The 25,307-nt window shown below is 71.4% G+C and carries 19 protein-coding genes and 1 pseudogene; 12 read left to right on the forward strand and 8 right to left on the reverse strand.

Going from position 1 to position 25,307, the window contains the following annotated elements; translation table 11 throughout:
- Positions 1-152: 152 nt before the first annotated feature.
- The 4 genes and pseudogenes from AB0B48_RS09580 to AB0B48_RS09595 form a co-directional block, all read right to left on the reverse strand.
- Positions 153-2,663 (reverse strand): AAA family ATPase, encoded by a 2,511-nt coding sequence (locus tag AB0B48_RS09580; RefSeq protein WP_357198413.1) that lies wholly within the window; start codon positions 2,661-2,663, stop codon positions 153-155.
- A 97-nt stretch (positions 2,664-2,760) separates the two neighbouring features.
- Positions 2,761-5,793 (reverse strand): S8 family serine peptidase, encoded by a 3,033-nt coding sequence (locus tag AB0B48_RS09585; protein ID WP_357198416.1) that lies wholly within the window; start codon positions 5,791-5,793, stop codon positions 2,761-2,763.
- Between the two features lie 570 nt (positions 5,794-6,363).
- Positions 6,364-7,613 (reverse strand): annotated as a pseudogene (locus AB0B48_RS09590) (DUF222 domain-containing protein).
- A gap of 264 nt (positions 7,614-7,877) precedes the next feature.
- The gene (locus AB0B48_RS09595) at positions 7,878-8,357 is read right to left on the reverse strand and encodes a helix-turn-helix domain-containing protein (RefSeq protein ID WP_357198419.1); all 480 of its coding nucleotides are present in this window, start codon (positions 8,355-8,357) and stop codon (positions 7,878-7,880) included.
- 222 nt (positions 8,358-8,579) lie between these two features.
- Between AB0B48_RS09595 and AB0B48_RS09600 the strand changes: the two genes are divergently transcribed.
- The gene (locus tag AB0B48_RS09600; RefSeq protein ID WP_357198422.1) at positions 8,580-10,067 is read left to right on the forward strand and encodes an MFS transporter; all 1,488 of its coding nucleotides are present in this window, start codon (positions 8,580-8,582) and stop codon (positions 10,065-10,067) included.
- Positions 10,068-10,079: 12 nt separating this feature from the next.
- Here AB0B48_RS09600 and AB0B48_RS09605 read toward each other — a convergent pair whose 3' ends face one another.
- Positions 10,080-10,946 carry an oxidoreductase gene (locus AB0B48_RS09605; protein WP_357198425.1) on the reverse strand — a complete coding sequence of 289 codons (867 nt, stop codon included), beginning with the start codon at positions 10,944-10,946 and terminating at the stop codon, positions 10,080-10,082.
- A 156-nt stretch (positions 10,947-11,102) separates the two neighbouring features.
- Here AB0B48_RS09605 and AB0B48_RS09610 point away from each other — a divergent pair, with 156 nt between their 5' ends.
- The 5 genes from AB0B48_RS09610 to AB0B48_RS09630 all read left to right on the forward strand — a co-directional run bounded on the left by AB0B48_RS09610 (position 11,103) and on the right by AB0B48_RS09630 (position 16,258).
- Positions 11,103-11,984: a helix-turn-helix transcriptional regulator gene (locus AB0B48_RS09610; RefSeq protein ID WP_357198428.1), complete on the forward strand. Its 882-nt coding sequence runs from the start codon at positions 11,103-11,105 to the stop codon at positions 11,982-11,984.
- A 91-nt stretch (positions 11,985-12,075) separates the two neighbouring features.
- The gene (locus tag AB0B48_RS09615; RefSeq protein ID WP_355005047.1) at positions 12,076-12,618 is read left to right on the forward strand and encodes a TetR/AcrR family transcriptional regulator; all 543 of its coding nucleotides are present in this window, start codon (positions 12,076-12,078) and stop codon (positions 12,616-12,618) included.
- Between the two features lie 87 nt (positions 12,619-12,705).
- Positions 12,706-13,737, forward strand: coding sequence for a medium chain dehydrogenase/reductase family protein (locus AB0B48_RS09620; protein ID WP_357198432.1), 1,032 nt, complete (start codon positions 12,706-12,708; stop codon positions 13,735-13,737).
- A gap of 167 nt (positions 13,738-13,904) precedes the next feature.
- On the forward strand, positions 13,905-15,119 hold the full coding sequence (locus AB0B48_RS09625) for a PP2C family protein-serine/threonine phosphatase (RefSeq protein WP_357198435.1): 1,215 nt from the start codon (positions 13,905-13,907) through the stop codon (positions 15,117-15,119).
- Between the two features lie 71 nt (positions 15,120-15,190).
- Positions 15,191-16,258, forward strand: a complete 1,068-nt coding sequence (locus tag AB0B48_RS09630) for a DUF2855 family protein (protein WP_357198438.1) — start codon at positions 15,191-15,193, stop codon at positions 16,256-16,258.
- Positions 16,259-16,264: 6 nt separating this feature from the next.
- On the opposite strand, the gene AB0B48_RS09635 is transcribed toward AB0B48_RS09630, so the two are convergent.
- Positions 16,265-17,104, reverse strand: coding sequence for a SigB/SigF/SigG family RNA polymerase sigma factor (locus tag AB0B48_RS09635; protein ID WP_357198441.1), 840 nt, complete (start codon positions 17,102-17,104; stop codon positions 16,265-16,267).
- A gap of 243 nt (positions 17,105-17,347) precedes the next feature.
- Positions 17,348-17,533: a hypothetical protein gene (locus AB0B48_RS09640; RefSeq protein WP_357198444.1), complete on the reverse strand. Its 186-nt coding sequence runs from the start codon at positions 17,531-17,533 to the stop codon at positions 17,348-17,350.
- 322 nt (positions 17,534-17,855) lie between these two features.
- On the opposite strand from AB0B48_RS09640, the gene AB0B48_RS09645 reads away from it, so the two are divergent.
- The 3 genes from AB0B48_RS09645 to AB0B48_RS09655 are packed head-to-tail and all read left to right on the forward strand — an operon-like array spanning position 17,856 to position 21,139.
- Positions 17,856-19,739 carry a sigma-70 family RNA polymerase sigma factor gene (locus tag AB0B48_RS09645; RefSeq protein ID WP_357198447.1) on the forward strand — a complete coding sequence of 628 codons (1,884 nt, stop codon included), beginning with the start codon at positions 17,856-17,858 and terminating at the stop codon, positions 19,737-19,739.
- A 29-nt stretch (positions 19,740-19,768) separates the two neighbouring features.
- Entirely contained in the window at positions 19,769-20,416 is a 648-nt protein-coding gene (locus AB0B48_RS09650; protein WP_357198450.1) for a DUF305 domain-containing protein, read from the forward strand.
- 24 nt (positions 20,417-20,440) lie between these two features.
- A complete protein-coding gene (locus AB0B48_RS09655) occupies positions 20,441-21,139 on the forward strand; it encodes a hypothetical protein (protein WP_357198453.1) in 699 nt (232 codons plus the stop codon).
- Positions 21,140-21,149: 10 nt separating this feature from the next.
- Here AB0B48_RS09655 and AB0B48_RS09660 read toward each other — a convergent pair whose 3' ends face one another.
- Positions 21,150-21,710: a GNAT family N-acetyltransferase gene (locus tag AB0B48_RS09660; RefSeq protein WP_357198456.1), complete on the reverse strand. Its 561-nt coding sequence runs from the start codon at positions 21,708-21,710 to the stop codon at positions 21,150-21,152.
- Between the two features lie 81 nt (positions 21,711-21,791).
- On the opposite strand from AB0B48_RS09660, the gene AB0B48_RS09665 reads away from it, so the two are divergent.
- From AB0B48_RS09665 to AB0B48_RS09675, 3 genes are read left to right on the forward strand one after another with little or no spacing between them, the layout of a single operon-like run.
- Positions 21,792-22,502 (forward strand): siderophore-interacting protein, encoded by a 711-nt coding sequence (locus AB0B48_RS09665; RefSeq protein WP_357198459.1) that lies wholly within the window; start codon positions 21,792-21,794, stop codon positions 22,500-22,502.
- Complete coding sequence (locus AB0B48_RS09670; RefSeq protein ID WP_357198462.1) at positions 22,499-23,770, forward strand: MFS transporter; 1,272 nt, start codon at positions 22,499-22,501, stop codon at positions 23,768-23,770. The genes AB0B48_RS09665 and AB0B48_RS09670 overlap by 4 nt, the downstream gene beginning before the upstream one ends.
- Positions 23,767-25,266, forward strand: a complete 1,500-nt coding sequence (locus AB0B48_RS09675; RefSeq protein WP_357198465.1) for an MFS transporter — start codon at positions 23,767-23,769, stop codon at positions 25,264-25,266. The genes AB0B48_RS09670 and AB0B48_RS09675 overlap by 4 nt, the downstream gene beginning before the upstream one ends.
- Positions 25,267-25,307: the final 41 nt, after the last annotated feature.

Raw genomic sequence — 25,307 nt, forward strand, 5'->3', positions numbered from 1 at the left:
GCTGGGCGCCACGTCGGAACGGACGCACCTGTTCATCGTGCTTGGCGTGCTCGTCACCTCGGCTCGCAGGGCCGGCCGGCTCCGCGTCGGGGGCCGGCTCCGCGTCGGCCACGTGTCGGCTCGGCTCGGGTCGGCTCGGCTCCCGCGCCGGTTCAGGCCGGGACGAACTCCCGGCACCGGCGTAGCGCGGCGAGGGCGAGTGGAGCCTCACGGCCGGCGATCCCGGCTTCCAACTCGGCCACCGCACTCGCCGCCCGTGCCGGTTCACCAGTCGCGGCCGCCGCTTCGGCCAACACCAGCACGGCCTCGGCGGCCCAGGCCAGGACGCCCTTCCCGCGTACCAGCGACAGCGCCTCGGCGGCGTGCCCGACCGCCTCGTCCGGCCTGTCGACCAGCAGCAGCCGGGCAAGCGCCGAGAGTGCCTGCACCAGTGGCCAGATCGCGCCGACCCGTCGAGCGTCGGCCACCACATCCCGCAGCGCCCGTTCGGCGGCCTCCACGTCGTCGCGGCGCCCGGCGGTGCTGCGGAGGTTGTTGCGTCCCTCGGCGGTGCCGCCGTGTTCGTTGCCTCCCGCGTCGGTGCTGCCGTGTCCGGTGCCGGCAACGAGCGCCAGCACCGTGGCCAGTTCGGCCCGCGCGTCCAGCAGGGTGACCGGCATCCGCTCGGCGTTGGCCACCAACCGGCCGAGCCGTTCGGCGAGCCCGTCCAGCCGGCCGGCGGCCCGGTCCAGTGACAGTTCGGTCGCCTCCACCAGGGACGCCAGCCGCTCGTACCCGGTCTCGTCGACAAGCGCCCGACCGGCCGCCAGCAACGCTTCGGCCTGCTCAGGGTGACCGGCGTGCAGCGCGCCCTGCGCCCAGTTCAGGCAGGCTCGCGCGTGCTCGCGGGGCCGGTCGGCCAAGTCGGCGGACGCGCGCAGCTCGGAGATGATCGCCCACGCCGCCGGGTCGCCCAGCTCCAGCAGCAACGAGGCTCGGGCGATGCGGACCGCGAGGTGCGCCGCCGGATCCCCGCTGGCCGCGGCGGCGGTCTCCGCCTCCGCGCAGCGGGCCAGGTGGTCGTCGACGTGCCGGCCGACGACGGTGTCGGGGGCCGCCAGCACCGCTAGCGCCGGGGCCTTGCGGCGCGGCGCGCGCAGGTACGGCACGGCACGCTCGATCTCGGTGTACCCGCGCAGCGCCTCGCCCTGCTGTCGCAGCATCCGCCCGAGCACCAGACCCAGCTCACCTCGGGCACCCGGCGGCAGCCGCCGGTCGGCGAGCAGCCGTTCCAGCACCGGGATCGCCTCGGCCTGGCTGAGTCCGTCGATGGCCGAACGGCCCAACTTGGCGGCGAGCCGAACCCGTACCGGTCGGGGCAGTTCGGCGATGTCCATCGTCTGGAGCAGGAAGCTGGCCGCTGTCGCGTCGTCGCCGCGCTCGGTGGCGAGGTCGGCGGCCGCCTCGGCGTTGCGGACGAAGTCGGCCCCGCTGCCAGCTCGGCGGTAGTGGTGCGCCAGTTGGGCAACCGGCCTCGGCAGCTCCTGTTCCAACACCCGCGCCACCCGCAGGTGCAGCCACTCCCGGCTCTCCCGGGGCACCAGGTCGTACACCACCTGTCGGGCCAGGTCGTGCCGGAACCGCAGGCCGTCCCCGGCGTCGTGCAGCAGGCCCGCCCGGTGCGCGGCGGTCAACGCCGCGCCGATCGCCACCCGATCGAGGCTGAGCACCGAGGCGAGGATGCGCTGATCGGGCGTCATCCCCAGTACGGCCGCCGCGCCGAGCACCTCCCGGGTGGCCTCGTCGAGCGGACGCAGCCGCCAGAGCAGCACGTCACGCAGGACGAAAGGGACGCTGTCGTCGGCCAACGGGTCGCCGCCCCGCTCGGCGAGCGTCCGCAGCACCTCCTCGACCACGAACGGGATGCCTGCCGTGCGGTCGAGCAGGGTGGCGGTCAGCTGCTGCGGCGGATCATCGAGGCGCAAAGTGCGGGCCGCCAACCGGCGCACGTCGGCGGCGTCCAGCGGGCCGAGCGCAACGCGCGTGACGCTCCACGGGGGAGTCCGCGCCAGGGCGTCGTGGATCGGCGTACTGCTTCCCGGCGTCGCCGTACGCGCGGTCAGCACCACTGCCAGCCCCGCCACCGGGTGGGTGCTCAGGTAGGCGAGAAGTTCGCAGGTCGCCGGGTCCGCCCAGTGCAGATCCTCCAGCAACAGCGTGGCCGGACTCAGCGCGGCGAGCACCGCCGCGACGGCGCGGAGCAGGCGATGTCGTTCGGCCGCCGGGTCGCTCAACGGGGGCGGGGCGTCCGGCAGTACGTCGGTCAGTTCGGGTAGCAGCGGCGCGAGGGCGCCGGCCACCGGGTTGAGCGGACCGAGTCGGTCGGCGCCGCCCCGGATCGCGTCCAGCAGCACGCCGAGCGGGAAGGGCTCGGGCACGTCGTCGCACTCGCCGACGAGGTGTCGTCCGGGGAGTTCGGCGAGCAGTTCGGCGACGAGTCGACTCTTGCCGATCCCGGGCTCACCCTCCAGCAGGATCAGGCAGGGCGGGGTGGCGACGAGCCGGCGTAACTGCGCCAGTTCCGCCGCTCGGCCGACGAACTCGACGGGCCCGCGCAGACGTTCGGGGCGGACGGGAGTTGGGCTCCCGCCGCCCCGTTTCTTGTCCTCGCCGCTGTCGATCACCGTGGGCCGAGCAGATCACCTCTGCCCGGCGCGACGGTGGGCCGGCGGACCGGCGGTGACCTGAGTCACACACCGATCCGCCGGGTGGGGGGTGCAGTCAGGACTGGATGGTGACGGGCACTGTCTTCAGCGACCCGTCCCCGTTGCGGAACTCCACCACGCCGACGTAGCGCTGACCCGGAGCGAGACCGAACCAGCGCACTGTCAGGTTCGCCGTCGCGCCCGGCTGCACGCTGCGCTGCTTCGGGTCAATGGTGAACCGGCCGGTGGAGGTGCCCGGCGCGCCCGGCAGGTAGCTGGTGACCGTGTACGCGTTCGCGCCGTCCTTGATGTTCTCGGTGAACTCCTGCTCGACGACCACGATGTAGTCACCGGCACCGTCCGGCAGGGTGACCTTGGCACCGATCCGGGTGCTTGCGGTGGCGGTGACGAACTTCCCGGACTTGTCGTAGACGTTCAGGCTGAACTCGGTGCACTCCATCACGCCCTCCTCGTCTTCCCAGTCGATGTGGGAGCAGGTGGGCCGCGCGGACGTCACGTGGACCTCCGGGCTGCGGGTGCCGGCCGGGACGTGCAGGGTGGTCCTGCTGATCGACGCGGGCAGCGGCACCGGAAGGTTGTTCGACGTGCTCCAGTCCCAGCTCGGCCCGTCGCCCTTCAGGGTGACCACGTTGCTGGTGCCCGAGGTCAGGCCGGAGAGCTGGGAGACCAGCTGACCCTTGAAGCCGACCTCGGCGGCGATCCGGACGCTGCCGAAGGTGCCCTTGCCGGTGATGGCGTCGGGGGCGACCAAACCCGAATTGTGTACGACGAGCGGGCTGCGTACCGAGTGCTTGAACTGGTCGCGCCAGGTCAGCGAACCGTCGGCCCAGGTGTCGAACGCACCACCGGTGTTGGTGACCTCCACGGTGAAGCGGGCGCTGTGGCCCGGACGGATCTGCAGCTTCTTCGGGGTGACAGTGACCTTGTACCCCGGCGGGGCCTGCACCGAGGAGGTGTAGGTGCTGGTCTTGTCGCTGACGTTGGTGACGGTGCGGGTCACGGTCTGCTTGCCCACCATCCGGCCCAGCGAGATGGACGGGTAGTTGAGCTGTGCCGTGTCGATCGCGCCGACGGTGTCGCAGCCGTCCAGGTCGCCGAGCCCGTAGTCACCGCCACGGTCGGCGGAAACCCCGCACAGGTACTGGATCCAGTCCTGCTGGTTGGAGTCGTAGACCAGGCCCGGGTCGAAGGCGCTGCCCGGCTCCACCTGCCCGGCGCCGTAGTTCAGCGGAGTCGCGTCGTACGTGCCGATCTTGATCGGGTTGCCCTTGTCGGTCTTGTCCACGGCGCTGGTCATCAGCGCCGAGCGGACCGCCGCCGGCGACCAGCCGGGGTGCTTGGCCAGAACCAGGGCGGCGATACCGGCGATGTGCGGCGCTGCCATCGAGGTGCCCGACTCCAGGGCGAAGTCGTTGCCGCCGATGGATGGGGAGAACGCGGCGACGATGTCCTGACCGGGCGCGCTGATGTCCGGCTTGAGCAGCTCACCGGCGTTCAGGTTCGACGGGCCCGCCGAGGAGAACGCGGCGACCGATGGGGCCTCCACCGTCTCCAGCTTGCTCGGCGCGATGGTCGCCGTGGCGTTGCCCTTGGCGACGTACGCCGTGACGGTGGCCAGGTCGACCTCGTTGATGTGCACTGTCGGCACTGTCTGCACGTCGGCGTTCAGGGAGTTCAGCTCGTCGTTGTACAGCACCATGCCGACGCCGCCGGCCCGCGCCACCTCGATGCTCTTGTCGGTACGCGGGATCTCACCGCGCAGGCAGAGCACGATCGCACCCTTGACCTTGGCCGGATCCAACGTGTCGTCGGCGCAGAGACCGGCACCGTAGGCGCCGTCCGGATCGATCGCGCTGTCCTTCGCGAAGACCAGTCGGGCCGGCCCGACGCCGGTCTCGCCCATGCCCACGCCGGCGATCGTGGTGCCGTTGCCGAGGGTGAGCTTCCGGGTGTTCTGCCGGTCGGTCGTGCTCGCGGCCACCGTGGTCAGCCATGGCGTCGAGTTGTCGACAGTGTTGGCGAACGGGCCGGAGTTGCCGGCGGCGGCGGCGACGAACACCCCGGCGGCGGCCGCGTTGAAGAACGTCGCGTCGACCGCCCCGAACTGCTCGGTGTCGTCACCGATCGAGTAGTTGATCACGTCGACGCCGTCCGCGACCGCGTCGTCGATGGCGTGCACGATGTCGATGTCGGTGCCGGTCGCGCCGCCCGCACCGTTGTCGTACAGAGCCTTGTAGATCGCCAACCGCGCAGCCGGCGCCATGCCGGAGATTATGCCCAGGTCCTGGGTGCCCGACGTGGCCCGCACGCCGTGGATGCCGGCTGCGGTGCTGGCGGTGTGGGTGCCGTGGCCGTTGCGGTCGCGCGGCGAGGAGTAGTCGTCCGGGAAGGCCTCGGCGATGCCGCTGTCGTTGTACCAACGTGCCCCGATCACCTTGTTGTTGCAGGTGACCGGCGCTTCGACGCCGACGTCGCAGGTGCCCTTCCACTTGGCGTCGATGACGGCCTGGTCGGGGCGCGGGCTGGGCAGCGGCGCGAAGCTCGCGCTCTCCGGCCAGTAGCCGCTGTCGATGACCCCGATGATGACGCCCTCACCAGCGTGGGAGTCTCCACCGAACTCCTTGTTCCACACCCCGCCCTTGCCGGTCAGGCCCAGGTAGTCGGGGGTGTGTGAGGTGGTGGCGTGCACCTTCTGGCTCTTGTACACCGCTCGCACACCGGTGGTGGCGCGCAGCCGGGCCGCCTGTGGCCCGGTGAGGTCGGCGGCGAAGCCGTTGAACGCGGTCTCCATGGTGACGCGGGTGCGGTCGGCTGGCACGCCGACGTGGTCCAGCACCGACTTACGCTGCTGGCGCAGGTGATTCCGGTACGCGTTGGCGTTCCCGGACGTGCGGTTCAGCTTGGCCCCGTCGGCCGGCTTGGTGGCCGCGATCCCGGGAACCCCGCCGGTGTAGGTGGCCAGCGGCTCCTCGGCGAGCTGGACGAGATAGCGGGCGGTCGGCCCACTGCCGGCCGGCGCGGCGGTGGCGCTGGCGCTGGCGGGCAGGCCGGTCAGGCCGGCCGCGGTCAGCGCAACGGCGGCCAGCATGCTGACCCCGTACCTGGCCCGTCCGGTCCGATGTGCGTTCGGTTGTGGCACGTCGTTGCCTCCACGTTCGGTGCCGGCCGCCACGACTGATGACGGTGGCCGAAACCTAGGATCGGTACCGATCATCGAGAAGCACCCGTAACCTGCCTGTCATCTTGGAAACAAGCTCGTAACACAACGGGTACTTTGCGCGTCATTTGGAAGCGCCGACCTGGGGGATCTGTGCCATTTGGTCGGGCGCGACGCCGTCTGCCATCTGCCTCAATGGTCCTGTTCGGACGGTGCGCGACGTGGCTTTGTCTGACCTCGTCCACCCCTGGTGCGACGGCAGCAACCTGAACCACGCCACAACGTACGCGCGGACCGCAGCCGACTCGCCGGGTTCCAGGACCTGCCGGTCCGCGCTGTCGAGCAGGCGGAGCGGGGCGTCGGTTTACGGGCCTGGCCACCGGGAGTAGCGCCCTTGCCCGAGACCGCAGGCGGATTGGTGACCCGGCTTGAGCGCCTGCGTTAACCGAGCAGGTCGGCCGCGCGCTCACCGGCCGGTCGGCGTTGGCTGGCGGGCTCCTCCTATGTGCGTCGGTGGTAGTGGTTGCGGCGGGGGAGTTGTTCGGGGTCGAGCCAGGCGGGTGGGATGAATTCGGGGTGGCCGTGGCCGTTGAGTTGGATGGTCCAGTCGCTGTGGTGCAGGTGTCGGTGGTGGTGGCCGCAGAGTAGGACGGCGTTGGCCAGGCTGGTGGGGCCGCCGTCGGCCCAGTGGTGGATGTGGTGGGCGTCGCACCAGCGGGGTGGTCGGTCGCAGCCGGGGAAGGCGCAGCCGCGGTCGCGGAGCACGAGGGCGCGGCGCAGTGGGCCGGTGATGAGTCGGCGTTGTCGTCCGACGTCGAGGATTTGGCTGGTGCCGCCGAGGACGGCGGGCAGGATGGTGGCGTCGCAGGCGAGGCGGCGCACTGTTTGCGGGGTGAGGGGCAGGCCGGTGTCGAGGGTGCCGCTGCTCAGTTGCCGGGTCAGCGCGTCGTAGCTGGTGGTGACGACGATCTGGGCGGAGTCGCCGCCGTGTTCGGGTAGTTCGCCGGTCCGAAGGGCGAGTCGGCAGACCTCGGTGAGGGCATCGTGGCGTCGTTGACCGGGGGACCGTGAGTCGTCCGGTGCGGACGGGGCGGTCAGCGGGTCGACGGCGGCGCGGAGCAGGCCGGCGGTTTCGGCGTCGAGGGTGCCGCTGAGTCGCAGGCGTCCGTCGGTCTGTTCGGAGAGGGTGAGGTGGCGGTCGCGGGCGGCGCGGGCGGTTTCGGCGTCGAGTGCTGCTTCGGCGGCGGCGTCGGCGAGGTCGGGGGCGACGTGGTCGAGGATGCGGGTGCCGAGTTTGCGCAGCAGGTGGGGTCGAATTGTGTGGCCCAGTCGGTGAGCAGGGTGACGGCTTTGTCGGCGGCTTGCGTGCCGGCGGTGGCGTGCACGGTGGTGGCGGTGTCGGCGATGACCCGGGCCTGGTCGAGGGTGATGTGTCCGTCGGCGAGCGCTTGTCGGATGCCGGGGCTGCCGGTGTCCAAGGCGGTGGCGAGGTCGACGAGCCGGTGGGCGGCGGGAACGGTCAGCCGGAGTCGTTCGCGGAGCCAGACTGCGGTGGTGGAGGCTCCTTGGGTGCGGGCGGTGCCGCGGGCGTCGATCTCGCGGATCAGGGTGAGGGTGACGGCGGCCAGGCGTTGCTGGAGGCGGTGCGCGGCGTCGAGTGCGGCGATCAGATCGTGTTCCGGGAGTGTCCAGGCGGGGGCGTCGACGCAGGCGGAGATCGCGTCGTCTGCCTGCGCCAACTCCTCGACCATGACCCGAGACTAGAACAGGTGTACGACATCTTTGGTCGGCCATGATCGATGCGTTCTCGGGGCTCGATGCTGATCACGGTTGCTCCGCGACCGAGGCGGACCAGGCTCGTTCAGTTGAGGAAGCTGCGCCCGTGCTGCGCCCGTGCTGCGCCGTCTCGGCTCGCGGCTGTCGGCCGGGCCGAGGTGCCGCGAGGGGCGCTGGTGAGCGCAGCCAGCGAAAGGCCTGCGCCGGGAAAGGGTAGCGCTGGTTCGGCCACGCTGTGGTCAGTCGCGCCGGACGAGGCCTGGGCCGGCGATGATGTCGATGTCGCCGTCGGCGATCTCGTGGCCGGCGGCGCAGCGGAGCACTGCGCGGATCGGTTCGCTGCAGTCGTGGTGGGTGGCGACGACGGACGGGCCAGTGTCGGTGGCGGCCCAGGTGTCGCCCCAGTTGCGCAGTGCGGTGATGACGGGCAGGAGGTCGCGGCCCTTGCGGGTGAGTTGGTACTCGTGGCGGGTGCGCTGCCCGGGCTCCCGGTAGGGAATTCGTTCGAGCAGTTCCGCGGCGACCATTTCCTTGAGGCGGGCGGCCATGGCGGGTTCGCCGACGCCGACCCGGCGGACGAAGTCATCGAAGCGGCGCGTGCCGAGCAGGGCCTCGCGCATGATCAGGACCGTTGACCTGCTGCCCACGATGTCCATCGCCCGGGCTACCGAGCAGTTCTCGCTCGTCCAGGAATCGCGATCGCCTCGTAGGTCCTCCATGCCCACCAGCCTACCTGACTTGCATGAAGGCTAGCCAGGTGCTTAACTGGGCCGCGCTGACTTCAGCATACGCAAGTCAGACCCCAGCCTGAAGGATCTTCAGTGACCACCAGCGCCACGGCCCCGACCCCACCCGGAGCGACCCCGCCCGGAGCGAGCCCGCCCGGGAAGATCCCATCGGGGCCGGCGGCACCCGGGTCGGCCGCCTCTACCCGCTCGTCCTTGCGCGGCTCCCGCCCGGTGACCCTGATCGCCATGTGCCTGGGCGCGATGATCACGTTCCTGCAGATCACCGCGACGGTCTCCGCGTTGACCACGATCCAGCGGGACCTGCGGGTCGACCCCACCACTCTGGTCTGGATCCCCAGCGCCTACACCCTGATGGTGGCGAGCGTCGTGCTGTCCGCGGCCACCCTGGGCAGCCGCTACGGGCGTAAGCGCATGTTCGGCGCCGGGGTCGTCGCGATGATCGTCGGCGCAGCCGTCGTGGCAGAGGCTCCGACCGTCGGGTGGGTGATCGTCGGGCAGTTGGTCGCCGGCCTCGGTGGGGCGCTGATCCTGCCGAACAGCCTGGCGATCCTCGGCGCGACGTTCACCGATCCGCACCGACGGACCGAGGTCATCACCGCCTGGTCGGCGGCGTCCGGCATCGGCCTCGCGATCGGCCCACTCATCGCCGGCTTCCTGCTGCGGCACTACCAGTGGCACAGCGTCTACCTGTCGACGATCGCGCTGGGTCTGGTCACCCTCGTCGTCGCCATCGTCGGGGTGGTCGAGTCCCGGCCGAGCCCCGCCCGACTCGACGTGCCCGGCCTGCTGCTGGGTACCGTCGCCATCGCGGCCGCCGTCTACGCGCTGATCCAGGGCGGCAAGGTTGGCTACACCGACCCGGTGGTGTCGACGGCCTGGGTCGTCGCGGTCGTCGCACTTGTCGCGTTCGTGCTGGTCGAGCTGCGGACCAGTGCGCCGATGCTCGACGTGCGGCTGTTCCGGTCCGCGTCGTTCAGCGCCGTCATGGTCGTCGGCGCGGTGTCGCTGTTCGGCTTCACCGGCGTGGCGATCCTGCTGGTTCTCTTCCACGAGCGTGCCCAGGAACTCAGCCCGCTGGACACCGGCTGGCGCATGCTGGTGCTCTTCGGCGCGTACGTGCTGGTCGCCTTCGGTGCCGGGCGCGCGATCCGCCGTACCGGATTCAAGGCGCCGTTGACCCTCGGCCTGGTCCTCGCTGCGGTGGCCAGCTTCGCGCTGGCCAACCAGGGGCCGACCACGTCGTTCGGTGACCGCTGGGCGCTGTTCGCGTTGTTCGGCGCGGCCACCGGTCTGGTGGTGGCCCCGGCGACGGCGGCGGCGTTGGCCAGCGTCGCGCCCGCCCAAGCCGGTATGGCCTCCGGCGCGGTGAACGCCGCCCGCCAGGTCGGCTCGGTGCTCGGCTCGTCCCTGCTCGGCACGCTCCTCACCACCACGATGGTGGCCGACCTGCCGGGCCGGCTCGCCGCGCACCAGATCGACGAACCCACCCGTACCGCCGTGCGGGCGGCGGTGGCCTCCGGCGCCAACGGCGGCCAACCCCTGCCCGACCCGGTCCGGGCGGCGATCGCGGAGGCACTGACCTCCGGTGTCCAGGCCGGGCTGCGGGTCACCGGCATCGTCTTCCTCGTCACCGCGGTGCTGGCGCTCACAGTGATCCGAAACCGGCCGCACCAGCACTGAGCCGCACGAACGCTAGGCGGCGAGCGCGTCCAGTTCCTCGATGGCGTCGGTCGGCAGTTTCAGGTCGGCCGCCGCCATGTTGTCCCGCAGGTGCGCCAGGCTGGAGGTGCCGGGGATCAGGACGGTGGTGGGAGACCGCTGAAGCAGCCAGGCGAGGGCGACCTGCTGAGGTGAGGCGCCCAGGCGGGCGGCCACGCCGTCGAGCGTGTCGGACTGCAACGGCGTGAACCCGCCGAGCGGGAAGAACGCCGCGAACGCGATGTTCTCCGCCGCGCACCTGTCGACCAGTGCGTCGTCCCGGCGGTTGGCGAGGTTGTAGAGGTTCTGCACGGTGACCACCGGCGCGATGGCCTGGGCCTCGTCGAGCTGGTCGAGCGTCACGTTGCTGAGCCCGAGGTGCCGGATCAGGCCCTCCTGGCGCAGCTCCGCCAGGGCGGCGAACTGCGCACCGAGGGGCGCGTCGCCGGTGCCCTCCGCCACACCCACCCGCAGGTTGACCACGTCGAGGGCGTCCAGGCCGAGATGCTGGAGGTTCTCCCGTACCTGGGCCTTGAGGTCGTCCGGCTCCTGGGCCGGGATCCAGGAGCGGTCGGCGCCGCGGCGCGCACCGACCTTGGTGACCAGGTGCAAACCCTGGGGGTACGGGTGAAGCGCCTCGCGGATCAGCTCGTTGACCACGACGGGCCCGTAGAAGTCGCTGGTGTCGATGTGTCGGACGCCCAGGTCGACGGCCTCGCGGAGCACGGCGAGCGCCTGCTCGCGGTCGCGGGGCGGGCCGAAGACACCCGGGCCGGCCAACTGCATCGCCCCGTAGCCCATCCGGCTCAGGGTGAGGCCGTCGGCGGGGGTGAGGGTGCCGCCGGGAAGGTTCTCGCTCATCTCAGCCTCTTGTCAGTAGTCGTGATGACATCCGTGGCCGAACGGATCCGGCCCTTCGACGACTGTCCGCCGCGAGTGACCCCGGCGGCAGGGCGAGCTGTTCCTGGTAGTGACACAGCCAGTCACCGGGCCGCCCGGCGATCTACCGTCGGTGGCATGGACGCAACGAACCCGCTCGGCGACTTCCTGCGCGCCCGCCGGGAGCAGACCCGCCCCGAGGACGTCGGGCTCGGCCCGGGGGTGGGCCTGCGCCGGGTGCCGGGGCTGCGGCGCGAGGAGGTGGCGATGCTGGCCGGCATCAGCGCCGACTACTACCTCCGACTGGAGCAGGGTCGCGAGCGGCACCCCTCGGTGCAGGTCCTCGATGCCCTCGCCGGGGTGTTACGGCTGGATCCGGAGGCGACCGCGTACATGATCGGGTTGAGCCGGGCGCGGTCGCGCCGGGCGGCCCGACCGGCCGCCGAGCGGGTGCCGGCCAGCATCCTGCACCTGCTGCGGCAGCTCTCCATGCCGGCCTTCGTGCAGAATCGCTACCTCGACATCCTGGCCTCGAACCCGATGGCGAGGGCGCTGTCGCCGAATCTGGCCCCGGGTGCCAACCGACTCCGCGCGGTGTTCCTGGACGAGGCCGAGCGGGAGCTGTTCCGCGACTGGCGGCAGGCGATGCAGAGCGTGGTGGGGCAGATGCGTGCCGACTCGGGCGGGGCCACCGACGACCCACGGTTGACGGCGCTGGTGGGGGAGTTGTCCCTCAAGAGCGACTGCTTCCGGCAGTTGTGGGCGCGCCACGAGGTGCGTCGGCGGGAGGGCGTCGTCAGCCGGCTGCACCACCCTGAGGTGGGCGACCTCGACCTGTACTGCGACAAGCTCGCCGTGGCGGGCGCTGACGGGCAGCTGCTGGTGATCTACCACGCCGAGCCCGGTACGGAGTCCGCCCGCTCGTTGGCGCTGCTCGGCTCGATCGCCGTCAGCAGTGCGGACGACGTGCCGGACAGCCTCCGACCCGGCGACCCGGCCCGTCTCTATCCGCTGGAGTGAGCCGGTCATGGCCGCTGCGGGCCGCCTGCGTGGGGATGTGCTCGTAGCGACGGACTTGACGACACTTGTTTGTGAGTGCACACTTACAAACATGCGATCCACCGCCGAGGCCCGCCGGGTCACAGTCCTGAACACCGCGGTGTCGGTGTTCGCGCGCGCCGGCTTCCACGCCACCCCGGTCACCGCCGTGGCCGCGGCCGCCGGCATCTCCGAGGCGTACGTCTTCCGACTCTTCTCCGGGAAGCTCGGCTTGTTCGTGGCGGCGGCCGGGGCGTGTTTCGACCGGATCGCCGACGCGATCGAGGCGGGCGCGGAGCGCGCCGTGGGTGGCAGCCCGGAGGAGATCCTCGACGCCATGGGCGATGCCTATGCGGAGCTGATCGCCGATCGCGACCTGCTGCTCTTCCAGGTGCAGGCACAGGCCGTCACGGACATCCCAGAGGTCGCCGAGGCGGTGCGGGCCGGCTACCGGCGGGTCGCGACCTTCGTGCAGAGTCGGGCCCGGGCCAGCGACGCGCAGGTGCAGCAGTTCTTCGCGTACGGCCAGTTGTGCCACCTGATCGTGACGGCCGGCCTGGAGGAGGTCCCGGAGCCCTGGGCTCGCGCCCTGACCGCCGGTATCCGCCACCCCTGACCGACCCCCGATGCTGGGCCGCCTTGGCGGCCCAATCTTTTGACCAGACAAGTGTGTGAGTGCACACTTACAAACAAGGAGAATCCGATGACGACCACCGACACGATCACCGAAGTGGTACTGCCCGGCGTGGTGGAGCCTGACGGCCTCCTGCTGCACCGACGCGCGATGCCCGTCCCCGCCCGGGGGCAGGCGCTCGTCCAGGTAGAGGCCACCGGCATCTCGTTCGCCGAGCAGCAGATGCGCCACGCGCTCTACCCCGGCCAGCCGAAGTTTCCGTTCGTGCCCGGCTACGACCTGGTCGGCACGGTGCGGGCGGTCGGCCCCGGCGGCGACGACGCGCTGGTCGGCACCCGGGTTGCGGCGGTCACCAAGACCGGTGCCTGGGCCACGCACGCGCTTGTCGACATCGACGCCCTGGCCCCGGTGCCCGCGGGTCTGGACCCCGCCGCGGCCGAGACCGTCGTCGTCAACGGGGTGACCGCCTGGCAGATGCTGCGGGACGCCAACCTGACGGCCGGACAGACCATCCTCGTGCACGGCGCGAACGGCGGCGTCGGGAGCGTGCTCGTCCAACTCGGCCGACACCTCGGCCTGCGGGTCATCGGCACCGCCGCCGAACGGCACCACGCCGGGCTGCGCGAACTCGGCGTCGAACCGCTCGACTACCGCGACCCGGACATGGCCGCGCGGGTCCGCGAACTGTCGCCGGGCGGGGTCGACGCCGTCTTCGACCCGGTCGCCGGCCCGGGCGTACGCACGTCGTACGCCCTGCTCGCCCCCGGCGGCACCCTCGTCGTCTACGGCAACGCCGCCGCCGTCGGCACCGGGCAGTCGGTCGCGTGGGTCTTCGTGAAGCTGCTGGCCCGCCTCTACACCTGGAACGCGCTGCCCAACGGCCACCGCGCCGGCTTCTACAACTTCTGGGCCGGCAAGCTCACCCGGCGCGCCGCGTTCCGCCGTCGCCTGCGTACCGACCTCGGCATCGTGCTCGACCTGCTGCGGCAGGGAGTGATCGTGCCGCAGATCGCCGCCCGCTACCCGCTCAGCGAGGTTTCCGCAGCACTGGTGTTCGCCGAGAACCGCAGCCGGGCCGGCAAGGTGGTGCTGGAGCCCTGACCTCCGGCCCGCCCAGGGCGCTGGTGCGGCGGGCCGCCGGCGGCTCGGTCGTCCCGACGCGCCCTGGGGCGTACGCCACTCGTGCACACCGGGTGCGCGGCGGGCGAGGTAGCCTCACGCTCGCACTACGTGCTCCTGTTACCGGGGAGGACAGGGGGAGGTGGAGCGTGGCCGACATCGGCGAGGTGGTCCGTTGGCTGCAGCTCAACGCGCCCCGAGGTGGCCCGGACGAGGTGTCGCAGTTGGTTGCCCGAGCGGCGCCCGAGATCGATGCCAGCGAGATCGTGATCTATCTGGCCGACTACACGCAGACTCTCCTCGTTCCGCTGCTCGGCGCGGGTGCCGACCGGGACCAGCTGCCGCTCGAGACGACGCTCGCCGGCCGGGCCTTCACCACCCTCGACATCCAGCGCGCGCCCGACAACCCGGACCGGCTGTGGGTGCCACTGCTTCTCGGCTGTGAGCGGATGGGCGTACTGGAAGTCGTCTCGCCGGCCGCCGCCGACGAGGCGATGGACGCTCCAGCCTGGGAGGTGGCGGTCAACGTCGCCCAGATCCTGATGAACCGCCGGCTCTACGGTGACGTGGTCGAGCGGATGCGGCGGCGGATGCCGATGCAGGTCGCTGCCGAGATCGTGTGGGGCCTGCTCCCGCCGCTGACCTTCGCCACCGACGACCTGGTGGTCACCGCCATCCTCGAACCGTGCTACGACGTCGGCGGCGACATCTTCGACTACGCGTTGAACGACGACGTGCTCAGCGTCGGGCTCTTCGACACCTGCGGGCACGGCATCAAGGCGAGCACCCTGGCCTCGCTCGTGGTCAGCGCGTACCGCAATGCCCGTCGGTGTGGTCTCGACCTGGTCGACACGGCGATCAGCATCGACCGGTGGGTGCGCTCCGAGCACCCGAACTTCTTCGCTACCGGGCTGCTCATCGAGTTGGACCGCCAGACCGGCCGGCTCAGCATGATCAACGCGGGGCATCCCGGTGCGATGTTGCTGCGTGACGGCAAGGCCGTTCGGGAACTACCCGGGCCGACCGCGTTGCCGCTCGGCCTGGGCCACATGTCACCCCGCCGACCGCGGGTGCACGTGGAGAATCTGCACCCGGGCGACCGCATCCTCGCCTACACCGACGGCATCACCGACGCCCGTAGCGCCCAGGGGGAGCAGTTCGGGGTGGACCGGCTCGTCGACTTCGTCAACCGTGCCCTGAACGACGGATTGCCCAGCCCGGAGACGATGCGTCGCCTGGTCCGCGCGGTCGTCGGCTACCAGGATGACCAGCTCGAGGACGACGCGACGGCCCTCTTCCTGGAGTGGCGGCCACCGCACCTGCCGCTCGCGCACCTCCGCGACCTCGCCGCGCTCAGACCCTGACCCCTCGCGCAGTGGGATTTTGCACTCGCAGTGCACTTGTCTCCGATTGCGGGGCTGTCTAGCGTCACCTCATGGCTGACTCATGGACCTTCGCCGTGGCGCGTGACGACCTCGGGCAGACCACGCTCGTCGATGGCTCCACCCCTGTCCCGTCCGACGGCGAGGCGCTGCTGCGCGTGGACCGCGTCGGCCTCACCGCCAACAACGTGACCTACGCGGTGCTCGGCGACTCGATGCGGTACTGGCAGTTCTTCCCACCGGCGGCCCAGGGCCTCGGGCCGCAGTGGGGTCTGCCGCCGCTCTGGGGCTTCGCCGAGGTGGTCGCCTCGGCGGTGGCCGGTGTCGAGGTGGGGCAACGGGTCTACGGCTACCTCCCGCCCGCCGGTCACCTCGTGGTGCGGCCGGACCGGGTGGACGCGTCCGGGTTCCGCGAGGCGAGCCCGCACCGGGCCGAGCTGCCGTCGCCGTACAACGCGTACCGGTCGACCACCGGCGACCCGGCGTACCAGCGCGACCAGGAGGACCTGCTGATCCTGTTCCGGCCGCTGTTCTTCACCTCGTTCATGCTGGCCGACCAGGTCGTCGACAACGACTTCTACGGTGCCGAGGCGCTGCTGGTGTCGTCGGCGTCGAGCAAGACCGCGTACGCCGCCGCGTTCGAGCTGCACCGGCGCGGGCCGCGCCTGATCGGTCTCACCTCACCGGGCAACCTGGCGTTCACCCGGTCGCTCGGCTGCTACGACGAGGTCGTGTCGTACGACGACATCGACTCCCTCGACGTGGTCCCGAGCGTCTACCTCGACCTGTCCGGCGCGCCCTCGACCCGCGCCGCCCTGCGTCGACGTCTCGGCGACCGGCTCGTCCGGGACATCGCGGTCGGGCTCACCAACCAGATGCCCAACGCCGACGCCGCCGAGGAGGTGTTCTTCGCACCGGTGCAGATGCGCAAGCGCAGCCACGACTGGGGTCGCGACGGGCTCGACCAGCGGTTCACCGAGGCGTGGCAACGCTTCGCCGCCGTCGTGAGCCAGTGGCTCGACGTTCGGGTGGGTGCCGGGCCGGCGGCCCTCCAGCACGCGTGGCTCGACGTCCTCGCCGGTCGTACGCCGCCACGGGTGGGCCACGTCGTCCAACTGTGAACCGGCTCAGGCGGTGATGTCGTCGCTGAGCTGGTGACGCAGTGTGGCCAGTGAGCGGGTGATCAGCCGGGACACGTGCATCTGTGACACGCCGATCCGATCGGCGATCTGGGCCTGGGTCAGATTGCCGTGGAAGCGCAGGCTGAGGATCTCGCGCTCGCGTTCCGGCAGCGTCGCGAGAGCCGGGCCGAGGGCGACGCGGATCTCGACGAGGTCGATCTCGTGGTCGTCGTCGCCGAGGGTGTCGCCGAGCTCCCGGCTGCCGTCGGTCCCGATCGGGGTGGACAGCGACGTGGCCCGGTAGGCACGCGCGCCTTCCAGCCCTTCCAGGACCGTCTCCTCGGACACGTCGAGGTAGGTGGCGATGTCAGCCACCGTGGGCAGGCGGCCGAGGCTCTGGGTCAGGACGCCGTTGGCCGCGCTGATCGACAGGCGTAGCTCCTGCAGGCGGCGGGGCACCCGCACCGCCCAGGTGCGATCCCGGAAGTACCGCTTGATCTCGCCGATGATGGTGGGGATGGCGTACCCGCTGAAGTCGATCCCCCGGCTGTGGTCGAAGTTGTCGACGGCCTTGATGAGCCCCACCGAGGCGGTCTGGGCCAGGTCGTCGTCGGGGGCGCCGCGTCCGCTGTAGCGGCGCGCCAGGTGCCGGGCGAGCGGCAGCCACGCTTCGATGGTGCGCTCCCGCAGCGCCGGGCGCCGGGGGTCGTGCGGCGAGGTCGCCGCCAGGGCGGCGAGGAGGTCCTCCGGGCTCTGGTCCCTGTTGCGCTGGCCGACCCGGGTGCTCGTGGCGCTCTCGGCGGTGGCGGTGGCGGTGGCGGTGGCGTACTCGACGATCGTGGACATGGGTGGTCCCTCCGGCGTTCGCCCGTCGATCGGATCGACCGGAAGGATCTCCGAACCGGCTTGTCGCCGGGGGCGCACCTGCGGGCAGGAGCGCGCTGTCGCAACACCACGATCACGGGCCTGGCCACCGCGTCATGTCTTTCACGTGATGAAGCGACCCTACCCGAACGTCCGACTGATTACTAGCCGAAAGTATGAATCGGGGCAGGTCTAGGCCGTCCGGAGAAGGGGTTGCGCCCCAGCTCAGCCGCGCTGGGCGGGGGCGTCGACAGCAGCCGAGGCTGTCTGGGCGGGCTCCACCGCGAACGGGTGGCGCAGTCGCCGCATGGCCTCCTCGCTGCTGTCGAAGGTCACCGCCGGTCCGTCCAGCACGTCACCGTGCGACGTGGCGAGGAACAGTGCGGGTCGACCGTTGTCGTTCGATGTCATGCAGAGATCCTGTCTCTTGGAAAGGGGTGCGTCTGGGGCCTCGGCAACATCGGCCGTGCGACCTGGTGACGCTTCGGCGCACACGCTGGCGCCCGAATGCTGGTGTCCTGTTGCACGGGCGAGCGCCCGGCGACACCGACACCCCGCACCATACCCGCCGCCGCCGACACATATGCGCCGCCGACGGACCCGCCTCGCTTGTGGCGGACCGACCGCCCGGGAATTCTGTAATCCCACCCGCTGCCGCGAGTCTCCGATCTTGAGGGCGGTCAGCACAACCAGCGTGGGCGCCGCGCGGATGAGCACCAAAGGAGTGAGACCCATGTCGTCAGCCGGTCGAGCACTGCCCGATGTCGGGTTGGTCGTCGCGGCCCGGCAGGGCGACCAGCGCGCACTCGACGACGTCGTCGCGGCCTCGCTCCCGCTGGTCTACAACATCGTCGGGCGTGCGCTGCGCGGGCACGCCGACGTCGACGACGTGGTCCAGGAGACGTTGGTACGGGTGATCCGGTACCTGCCCGCGCTCAACGATCCGGCGGCATACCGGTCCTGGCTGGTGGCGATCACCATCCGCCAGGTGCGTGACTGGGAGACGCGCCGACGTGTCGCGCTCAACCGGGATGCCGGGCTGGACGCGATCCACAACGTGCCCGACCCCGCCTCCGACTTCGCGGGGATGACCATCCTCCGGCTCGGCCTCACCGACCAACGACGCGAGGTCGCCGAGGCGACCCGTTGGCTCGACCCGGACGACCAGGAACTGCTCTCGCTGTGGTGGCTGGAGGAGACCGGCGAGATCGACCGGAACGAGGTCGCCGACGCGCTCGGGTTGTCGCCCGGGCACGTCGCGGTGCGGATCCACCGGATGAAGGAGCAGATTCAGAGCGCCCGGGGCGTCGTACGCGCGCTTCGCGCCCGCCCCGGCTGCCCGGACCTGGGCGTCGTGACCGCCGAGTGGGACGGCACGCCCAGCTCGCTGTGGCGCAAGCGACTGGCTCGACACGTCCGTGACTGCGCGTTCTGCGGACGGCTGGGAAACACCCTCCTGCCGATCGATCGACTGCTCGCCGGCATGCCGTTGCTGCCGCTGCCGGCGGGTCTCGGCGCCCAGCTGCCGAGCGCTGCCGCCCCGGCAGCCGCCGCGCAGGCAGTCCCGCCGCCCGGCCCGACTACCGCACCCGCCGCCGGACCGACGGCACCCGGCACGGTGCCCACGGACGCGGGCGGCGGCCCGGGCGTCGTCGACCTCGCGGTGAACCGGCCCCGTGGCCTCGTGCCGTCCCTCGCCGCCGGTGTGGCCGCCGCCGTCCTGGCCATCACCATGGCGGTGGTGATCCAGCCGGACGACCCGTCCGCGCCCTCGTGGGCGGCGCCGCCGTCCGCCGCGCCCACCGCCGCCGCCACCCCGAGCGTCGCGCCCTCGCCGAGCGCACGCCCCTCGTCGAAGACTCCGGTAGCGCCGGCGGTCAGCTCCGCCCGCAAGGGTGTCGGGGTGTGGAACTTCGCCGGGGCGAGTCAGGCGTTGGCGAACTCCAAGGCCGGCTGGTACTACACCTGGGGCACCCAGCACCCGGGGATCAGCACGCCGCGCGGTGCGACGTTCGTGCCGATGATCCGCAGCGCGGAGAACGTCACCGCCGCGGAGCTGGCCCGGGCCAGGGCCGCCGGGCCGTACCTGCTCACCTTCAACGAGCCGGACATGCCCGAGCAGGCGAACATGACCGTCGAGCAGGCGTTGGAGCTGTGGCCGCAGCTGATGGCGACGGGCAGCAAGCTGGGCAGCCCTGCGGTCGCCTGGGGTGGGCCGGACCCGCAGGGTTGGCTGGACAGGTTCATGACCGGCGCCCAGGCCCGCGGCCACCGGGTGGACTTCATCACGCTGCACTGGTTCGGCGCCGACTTCACGACCGCCACCGCCGTGGCCCAACTCCGGCAGTATCTCCAGGCCGTCTACCAGCGGTACCGGAAGCCGATCTGGCTGACCGAGTTCGCGCTGATTCGCTTCGCCGGGGGCGGTTCGCAGTTCCCCAGTCAGCAGCAGCAGGCGGCCTTCCTCACCGCGGCCACCGCCATGCTCGGTCAACTGCCCTACCTACAGCGCTACGCCTGGTTCGGGCTACCCGCCACGGACAAGGACCGGTCCGGACTGTTCAGCGACGGGGCCGAGGCGACAGTGGTCGGCCGCGCGTTCCAAGCCGCCCGTTGAGCACCGACGAACGGAGGGACGAGCAGAGCATGGCGGAGCGCCGAGGCTTTCGCGTACGGGCCGGGCGGCTGATCGGCGTCGTCGCGACCCTGGTCGCCACGGCGGTGGCCGTCGGGCTCAGCCAGGGCTGGGGCCGCACCAACCAGGCACCAGCAGCGTCGACGGTGGCAGCGTCGTCGGCCGCTGCGGCACCGACCGCCCGGGTGGTGCTCAACGGCACCGACGACGCCTTCATCCAACTGTTGATTCCGATGAACGAGGGCGCTCTCGCGCTGATCGACCAGCTCGACACCCGCCCGGCGGATCCGTCGTTGCGGGCCCTCCTCGGCGAGGTCCGGCAGGCTCATCAGGCGGAGTTGCGGGACCTGCGGGGGCTCCTGGCCGCGGGCAACGTGCCGGAGCTGAACATCCACGAGGGGCATCAGATGCCCGGCATGGTCACCCAGGCCAGCCTCGCCGAGCTACGTGCCGCATCCGACACGGACGTGTCGTCCCGGGCGGCCGGTCTGATCCGGGCGCATCTCGCGCAGACAGTGGTGCTGTGCCGGGGCGAGCAGACCGCCGGGGGAAGCCCGGAGCTGAAGGCGCTCGCCGGCCGGATCCAACAGGCGCGGGCCGCCGAGCTGAACACGCTGGACAACCGACCCGGCGCGCCCACCGCCGCACCGGGCGGCTGAGCATGCGGCCCGGAGGTCCGGCCGATGCGGACGTCTGACCTGCACGTCGACGTCCACCCACAGTCCCGGGTGTTCCATCCCGCCCACCGTGCCGTCGCGTCGGACGCCGTCCGCCCGGTGCGGCGCGCGACGCACCGGACCCGCAGCGCGTCCCTGCCCGAGGCGGTCGCCCCGATGCCGGTTGCCGGCTGGCGCGGTGGCCACCGGCGCGCCGCCGGCCGGGCCACCATCGTCGCCTCGGTCCTGACGGTCAGCATCGGGTGGCTGATCCCGATCCTGGTCGCGCCGCACGTCACCCTCTCGCCGGGTGCGCGGATGGTCGCCCTCTTCTGCCACCTGACCTGCCTGGTGGTGGGTTTCGGCGCGGTGCTGACGGTGGACTGGTTCAGCCTTCGCTGGCTGCTGCGCCGGGAACCGCTCGGCACCGTGCTGACCGCCGCCCGTGGCGCGCACCTGCTCATCTGGCTGGGTCTGGTGGGTCTGCTCGCCAGTGGGGCCGCCCTCGGACCGGACACGTCGTCCGGGCTGGTCTGGGTCAAGTTGCTCGCGGTGCTGGTGGTCGGCATCAACGGGCTGTTCCTCGGCCGGGTCCGGGATCGACTCGTGGCGGTGCAGGGCCGCCCACAGTGGTCCGCCCTGCTGCCCGGTGCCGCCGCCGCCACGATCTCGCAGCTCGCCTGGTGGACCGCGACCCTCGTCGGCTTCTGGAACGCCAACGGCTGACGGCCGGTGGTCAGACCGGCGTCGGGTGTCTCTCCGCGAACCGGGCGCGGGTCAGGAACGCGAGCTGGGCCCGCTTGTCCGGCATGTCGATCTCGGAGTCGAAGGTGAAGCCCTCGATCTCCAGTCGGCGCAGGGCGAGGTGGTTGCGGACGTCCGGCTCCACCACGATGCGCTGCGCGGCCGGGTCGCGGAACAGGAAGCGGGCGATGGCCGGGCCGGCCGCGTTGGTGAGGCTGCGGGCGAGGCGTCGGTCGGGGCTGAGCAGCAGGTGCATCCCCACATCGCCGGGCTGGACGGGATAGCGCTCGCCGACCGGGTCCGCCTCGGGCTGATAGCTCTGGAAGAGGCCGACCGGCTCCCCGTCGACCGTGATCAGGTACGCGTGGTGCGTTGGCAGACTGTCCACAAAGGCGTATATCTCGCGTACCTCGTCGAGGGTGTGCGAACCCATGCCCCAGAAGGAGTTGCGGGGCATGGTCACCCAACCGTGCAGGAGTGCGGCGTCCCGATCCGGGTCGACTGTCACCAACGACAGCTCGCCGAGACCGACGATCTTCTCCTGGTACGTCATCGGGCGCTGTCCTCTGTTCCATCCGGGGCGCAACTTAGGTTAACCTCCCCTAACCAAGGATGACCTTACCTGGAGGGGTGCGTGAAACGGAACTGGGAGGCCCTGGTCCTCAAGGCCATGGGAGGGCGGGACTTTCAGTTGACCGTCCTGGGCACCGAGTCAGTCGACGGGCACTACCAGCGACTCCTCCTGGACGGGGGCGGCCTGCTGGAGGCGTGCGGGGTGCACCCCACGATGTGGATCAGGCTGTGGTTCGACAACGACGGCCGAGCCCACCAACGCGCGTACACGCTGGTTGACCCCGACCCGGCCACCGGCCGATTCACCCTCGAATTCGCCATCCACGACGGCTGCGCCGCCCGCTGGGCCACCACGGCCACTGTCGGCGACACCATCAGCGCGACAGTGCAGGGCAGCGCCTTCGAGCTGCCCGATCCCGCGCCCGAGCACCTCTACCTGGTCGGTGACGCGGCCTCGCTGCCCGCGGTGAACAGCCTGCTCGACGCCGGTGCCGACATCCCGGCGACGGTGTGGCTGGAGTACGCCCACGAGGGCGAGAAGGCACTCACGCTGCGGGCCCGGGCGCACCACGACATCACCTGGGTGCCGCGGCGCGACGAGGGTCAGCACCTCGTCGACACGGTCTGCGCGGCCCTGCCGACCAGCGGTGCGGGCCACTACTGGGTGGCCTGCGAGGCGGCAACCACCCGGGGCATCACCCGACACCTCCGCAAGACGTTGGGCGTCGACAAGGACAGGTTGACCTCTCTCGGCTACTGGAAAGCGGCATGAAGGGCCGCCTCGGCACCCTGACCGCGCTGTACGTCACCCAGTACCTCGGCGTCGGCTTCATCACCGTCGGGCTCACCGCCATCCTGCGCGACGGTGGCACCTCGCTGGACACGTTGGCGCTGTTGCAGATCGTCGGTCTGATCTGGCCCGTCAAGTTCCTCTGGGCACCGATCCTCGACCGGTACGGCTCACGGCACCGCGGCCACTACCGCTCCTGGTTGCTCGTACTCCAGACCGCTCTGGTGCTCGCCCTGCTGGCGTTGCTGCCCTTCGCCAGTCCGGCCGACGCGCTCGGCCCGATCGTCGCGATCTGCGCCGCGTACGTGTTCTTCTCGGCCACCCAGGACATCGCCGTGGACGCCGTCGCGGTCCGGATGCTGGCCGACTCGGCCCGGGGGACCGGCAACGGCATCCAGGTAGCGGCGAGCTACCTCGGCAACCTGCTCGGCGGCGGCGCCTGCGTCCTGGTCTACGACCAGTTCGGCTGGGCGCCGGCGATCGGCCTGCTGGTCGCGATGACGGCGGTCGGCCTGCTGGTGGTGTGGCGGTTCCAGGAGCCTCCCCGTACCGACCGGGTGGAACGGGTCGGCACTGCCTACCGGGCGTTGCTGTCGGTGTTCGGCCAGCCGGGCTGCCGGTGGTGGACCTTCGGCGTGGTGCCGCTGGTCTACGTCGGGGCGGGAATGGCGTACGCCCTGGTCACCCCGGCGCTGGTCGACGCCGGGTGGTCGTTGGGTCGGATCGGCGTCGTCACGGGTGTGGTGACCAGCGTCCCGGCCATCGTGGCGGGCTTGGTCGCGGGCCTCGGGATCGGGCGGTTCGGGCGCGGTGGCGTGCTCGTGATCGGCGGCGTGACGCTGACGGTGTCGACGTTGTTGCTGCTGCCACTGATGAACGGCCGCGCGCCGCTGGGCGGGACGGTAGCCGCGCTCTGCTGCTTCATGGTGGCCTACACCATCGCCAACGTCGTGCTCTACACGGTCAACATGGACTACTCCCGGCCCGACACCGGCGGTACCGACTTCACGGTGCTGTCGTCGTTCGGCCTGGTCTGCTCGTTCGTGGCGGCGTCCATCGGTCTCGCGGCGGCCGACCGGGTCGGCTACCCGGCGGTCGCGGTCGCGGCCATCGTGCTGGTGGCCGCCGGCGTCGCGCTCGGCCTCGTCCACCAGCGGCGGTTCCCGCACCGGCCCGGCCCCGCCGTCGGCCCGGCGGCCGAGCAGCCCTCCGAGCAGCCGGCAGTGGACGGCGTCAAGGCGGTGGCGTGACCACGGTCCAGCCGGCCACCGACACCGCGACATCGGCACGACTTCCACAGCGATGGCTCATCCTGGCCGTGCTGTGCGTCGCGCAACTGGTAGTGGTGTTGGACAACACCGTGCTGACCGTGGCGGTGCCGGTGCTCACCACCGAGTTGGGCGCCAGCACCGCCGAGGTGCAATGGATGATCAACGCGTACGCGTTGGTGTTGTCCGGGTTGCTGCTCACCGCCGGTAGCGCCGCCGACCGGTACGGCCGCCGCCGGATGCTGCTCGCCGGGCTGGTCCTGTTCGGGGTCGGCTCGCTGGCCGCCGGTCTGGCCAGCACCAGCGGGCAGTTGATCGCTGCGCGGGCCGGGATGGGCGTCGGTGGGGCGTTGCTGGTGACCGCGACGCTCGCGGTGGCGATGCAGGTCTTCGACGCCGCCGAGCGGTCCCGGGCGATCGGCATCTGGGCGGCCACCAGCGCGTTGGGCTTCGCCGTCGGGCCACCGATCGGCGGCACGATCCTCGCGCATTTGCCGTGGGGCGCGATCTTCCTGATGAACGTGCCGATCGTGCTTGTCTGCCTGCTCGTCGCTCGCGCGCTGGTCCCGGAGTCCCGCGGGCCGGCCGGCGGCCGACTCGACGTGCTGGGCGCCGTGCTCTCCACCGCCGCTCTGACCGCTGTCGTCTGGGCGATCATCTCCGGGCCGGAGCGCGGCTGGGCGTCGACCGCTGTGGTCGGCGCGGCGGCCGTCGGCGTACTCCTGCTCGGGATCTTCGTGCGGTGGGAGCGACGGATCGCGCACCCGATGCTGGACATGAGCTTCTTCCGGGACCGGCGCTTCGTCGGTGCGATCTCCGGCGTCGTGCTGATCACGTTCGGCGCCACCGGCGCGCTGTTCCTGCTCACCCAGCACCTCCAGTTCGTCAGGGGTTACCCCGCCTGGGAGGCCGGTCTGCGGATGGCGCCCTTCGCGCTGTCCATTGTGCTGCTCAACGTCAGTGGCGTCGTCGCGAGCGTGATCCGTCGGCTCGGCCTCGCTGTCGCCATCGCCGTTGGCATGACGCTGCTCGCGGCCGGTCTCGCGCTGGTCACAGTCTTTCCGTCCGACGGTTACGGGGTGCTGCTGGTCGGGTTGCTCGTCATGGGTGTCGGCTGCGCATTGGCCAACCCGGCCATCGTCGAGGCGGTGATGAGCGCGATCCCGACGGCGAAGGCCGGCGCGGGCGCGGGTGTCGACGGCACCATGACCGAGGTCGGCAGCAGCCTCGGCATCGCGGTGCTGGGTGCCGTGCTGAACGCCCGGTTCGCGGCGCTGCTGCCGGCGGCCCTGGCCGGCGCCGGGTCGTTTCCCGCGGCGCTCGCCGCAGCCCGTGGAGGAGCTGAGCGGGAGGCGGTGACCGTCGCCTTCGCCTCGGCACTGGAGACGGGGCAGTTGGTGGGCGCGGCTGCGGTGTTGATCGGTGGCCTGGTGGCTGCCGGGTTGCTACATAGGGCAGACCGCATCAAATCCGTTTAATAAGGATAGGCTACCCTAATAGCGACATCGTGGTAGTCGAC

Origin of the sequence: Micromonospora sp. NPDC049089 (genome assembly GCF_040648775.1) — a bacterium.
Taxonomy (GTDB): domain Bacteria; phylum Actinomycetota; class Actinomycetes; order Mycobacteriales; family Micromonosporaceae; genus Micromonospora.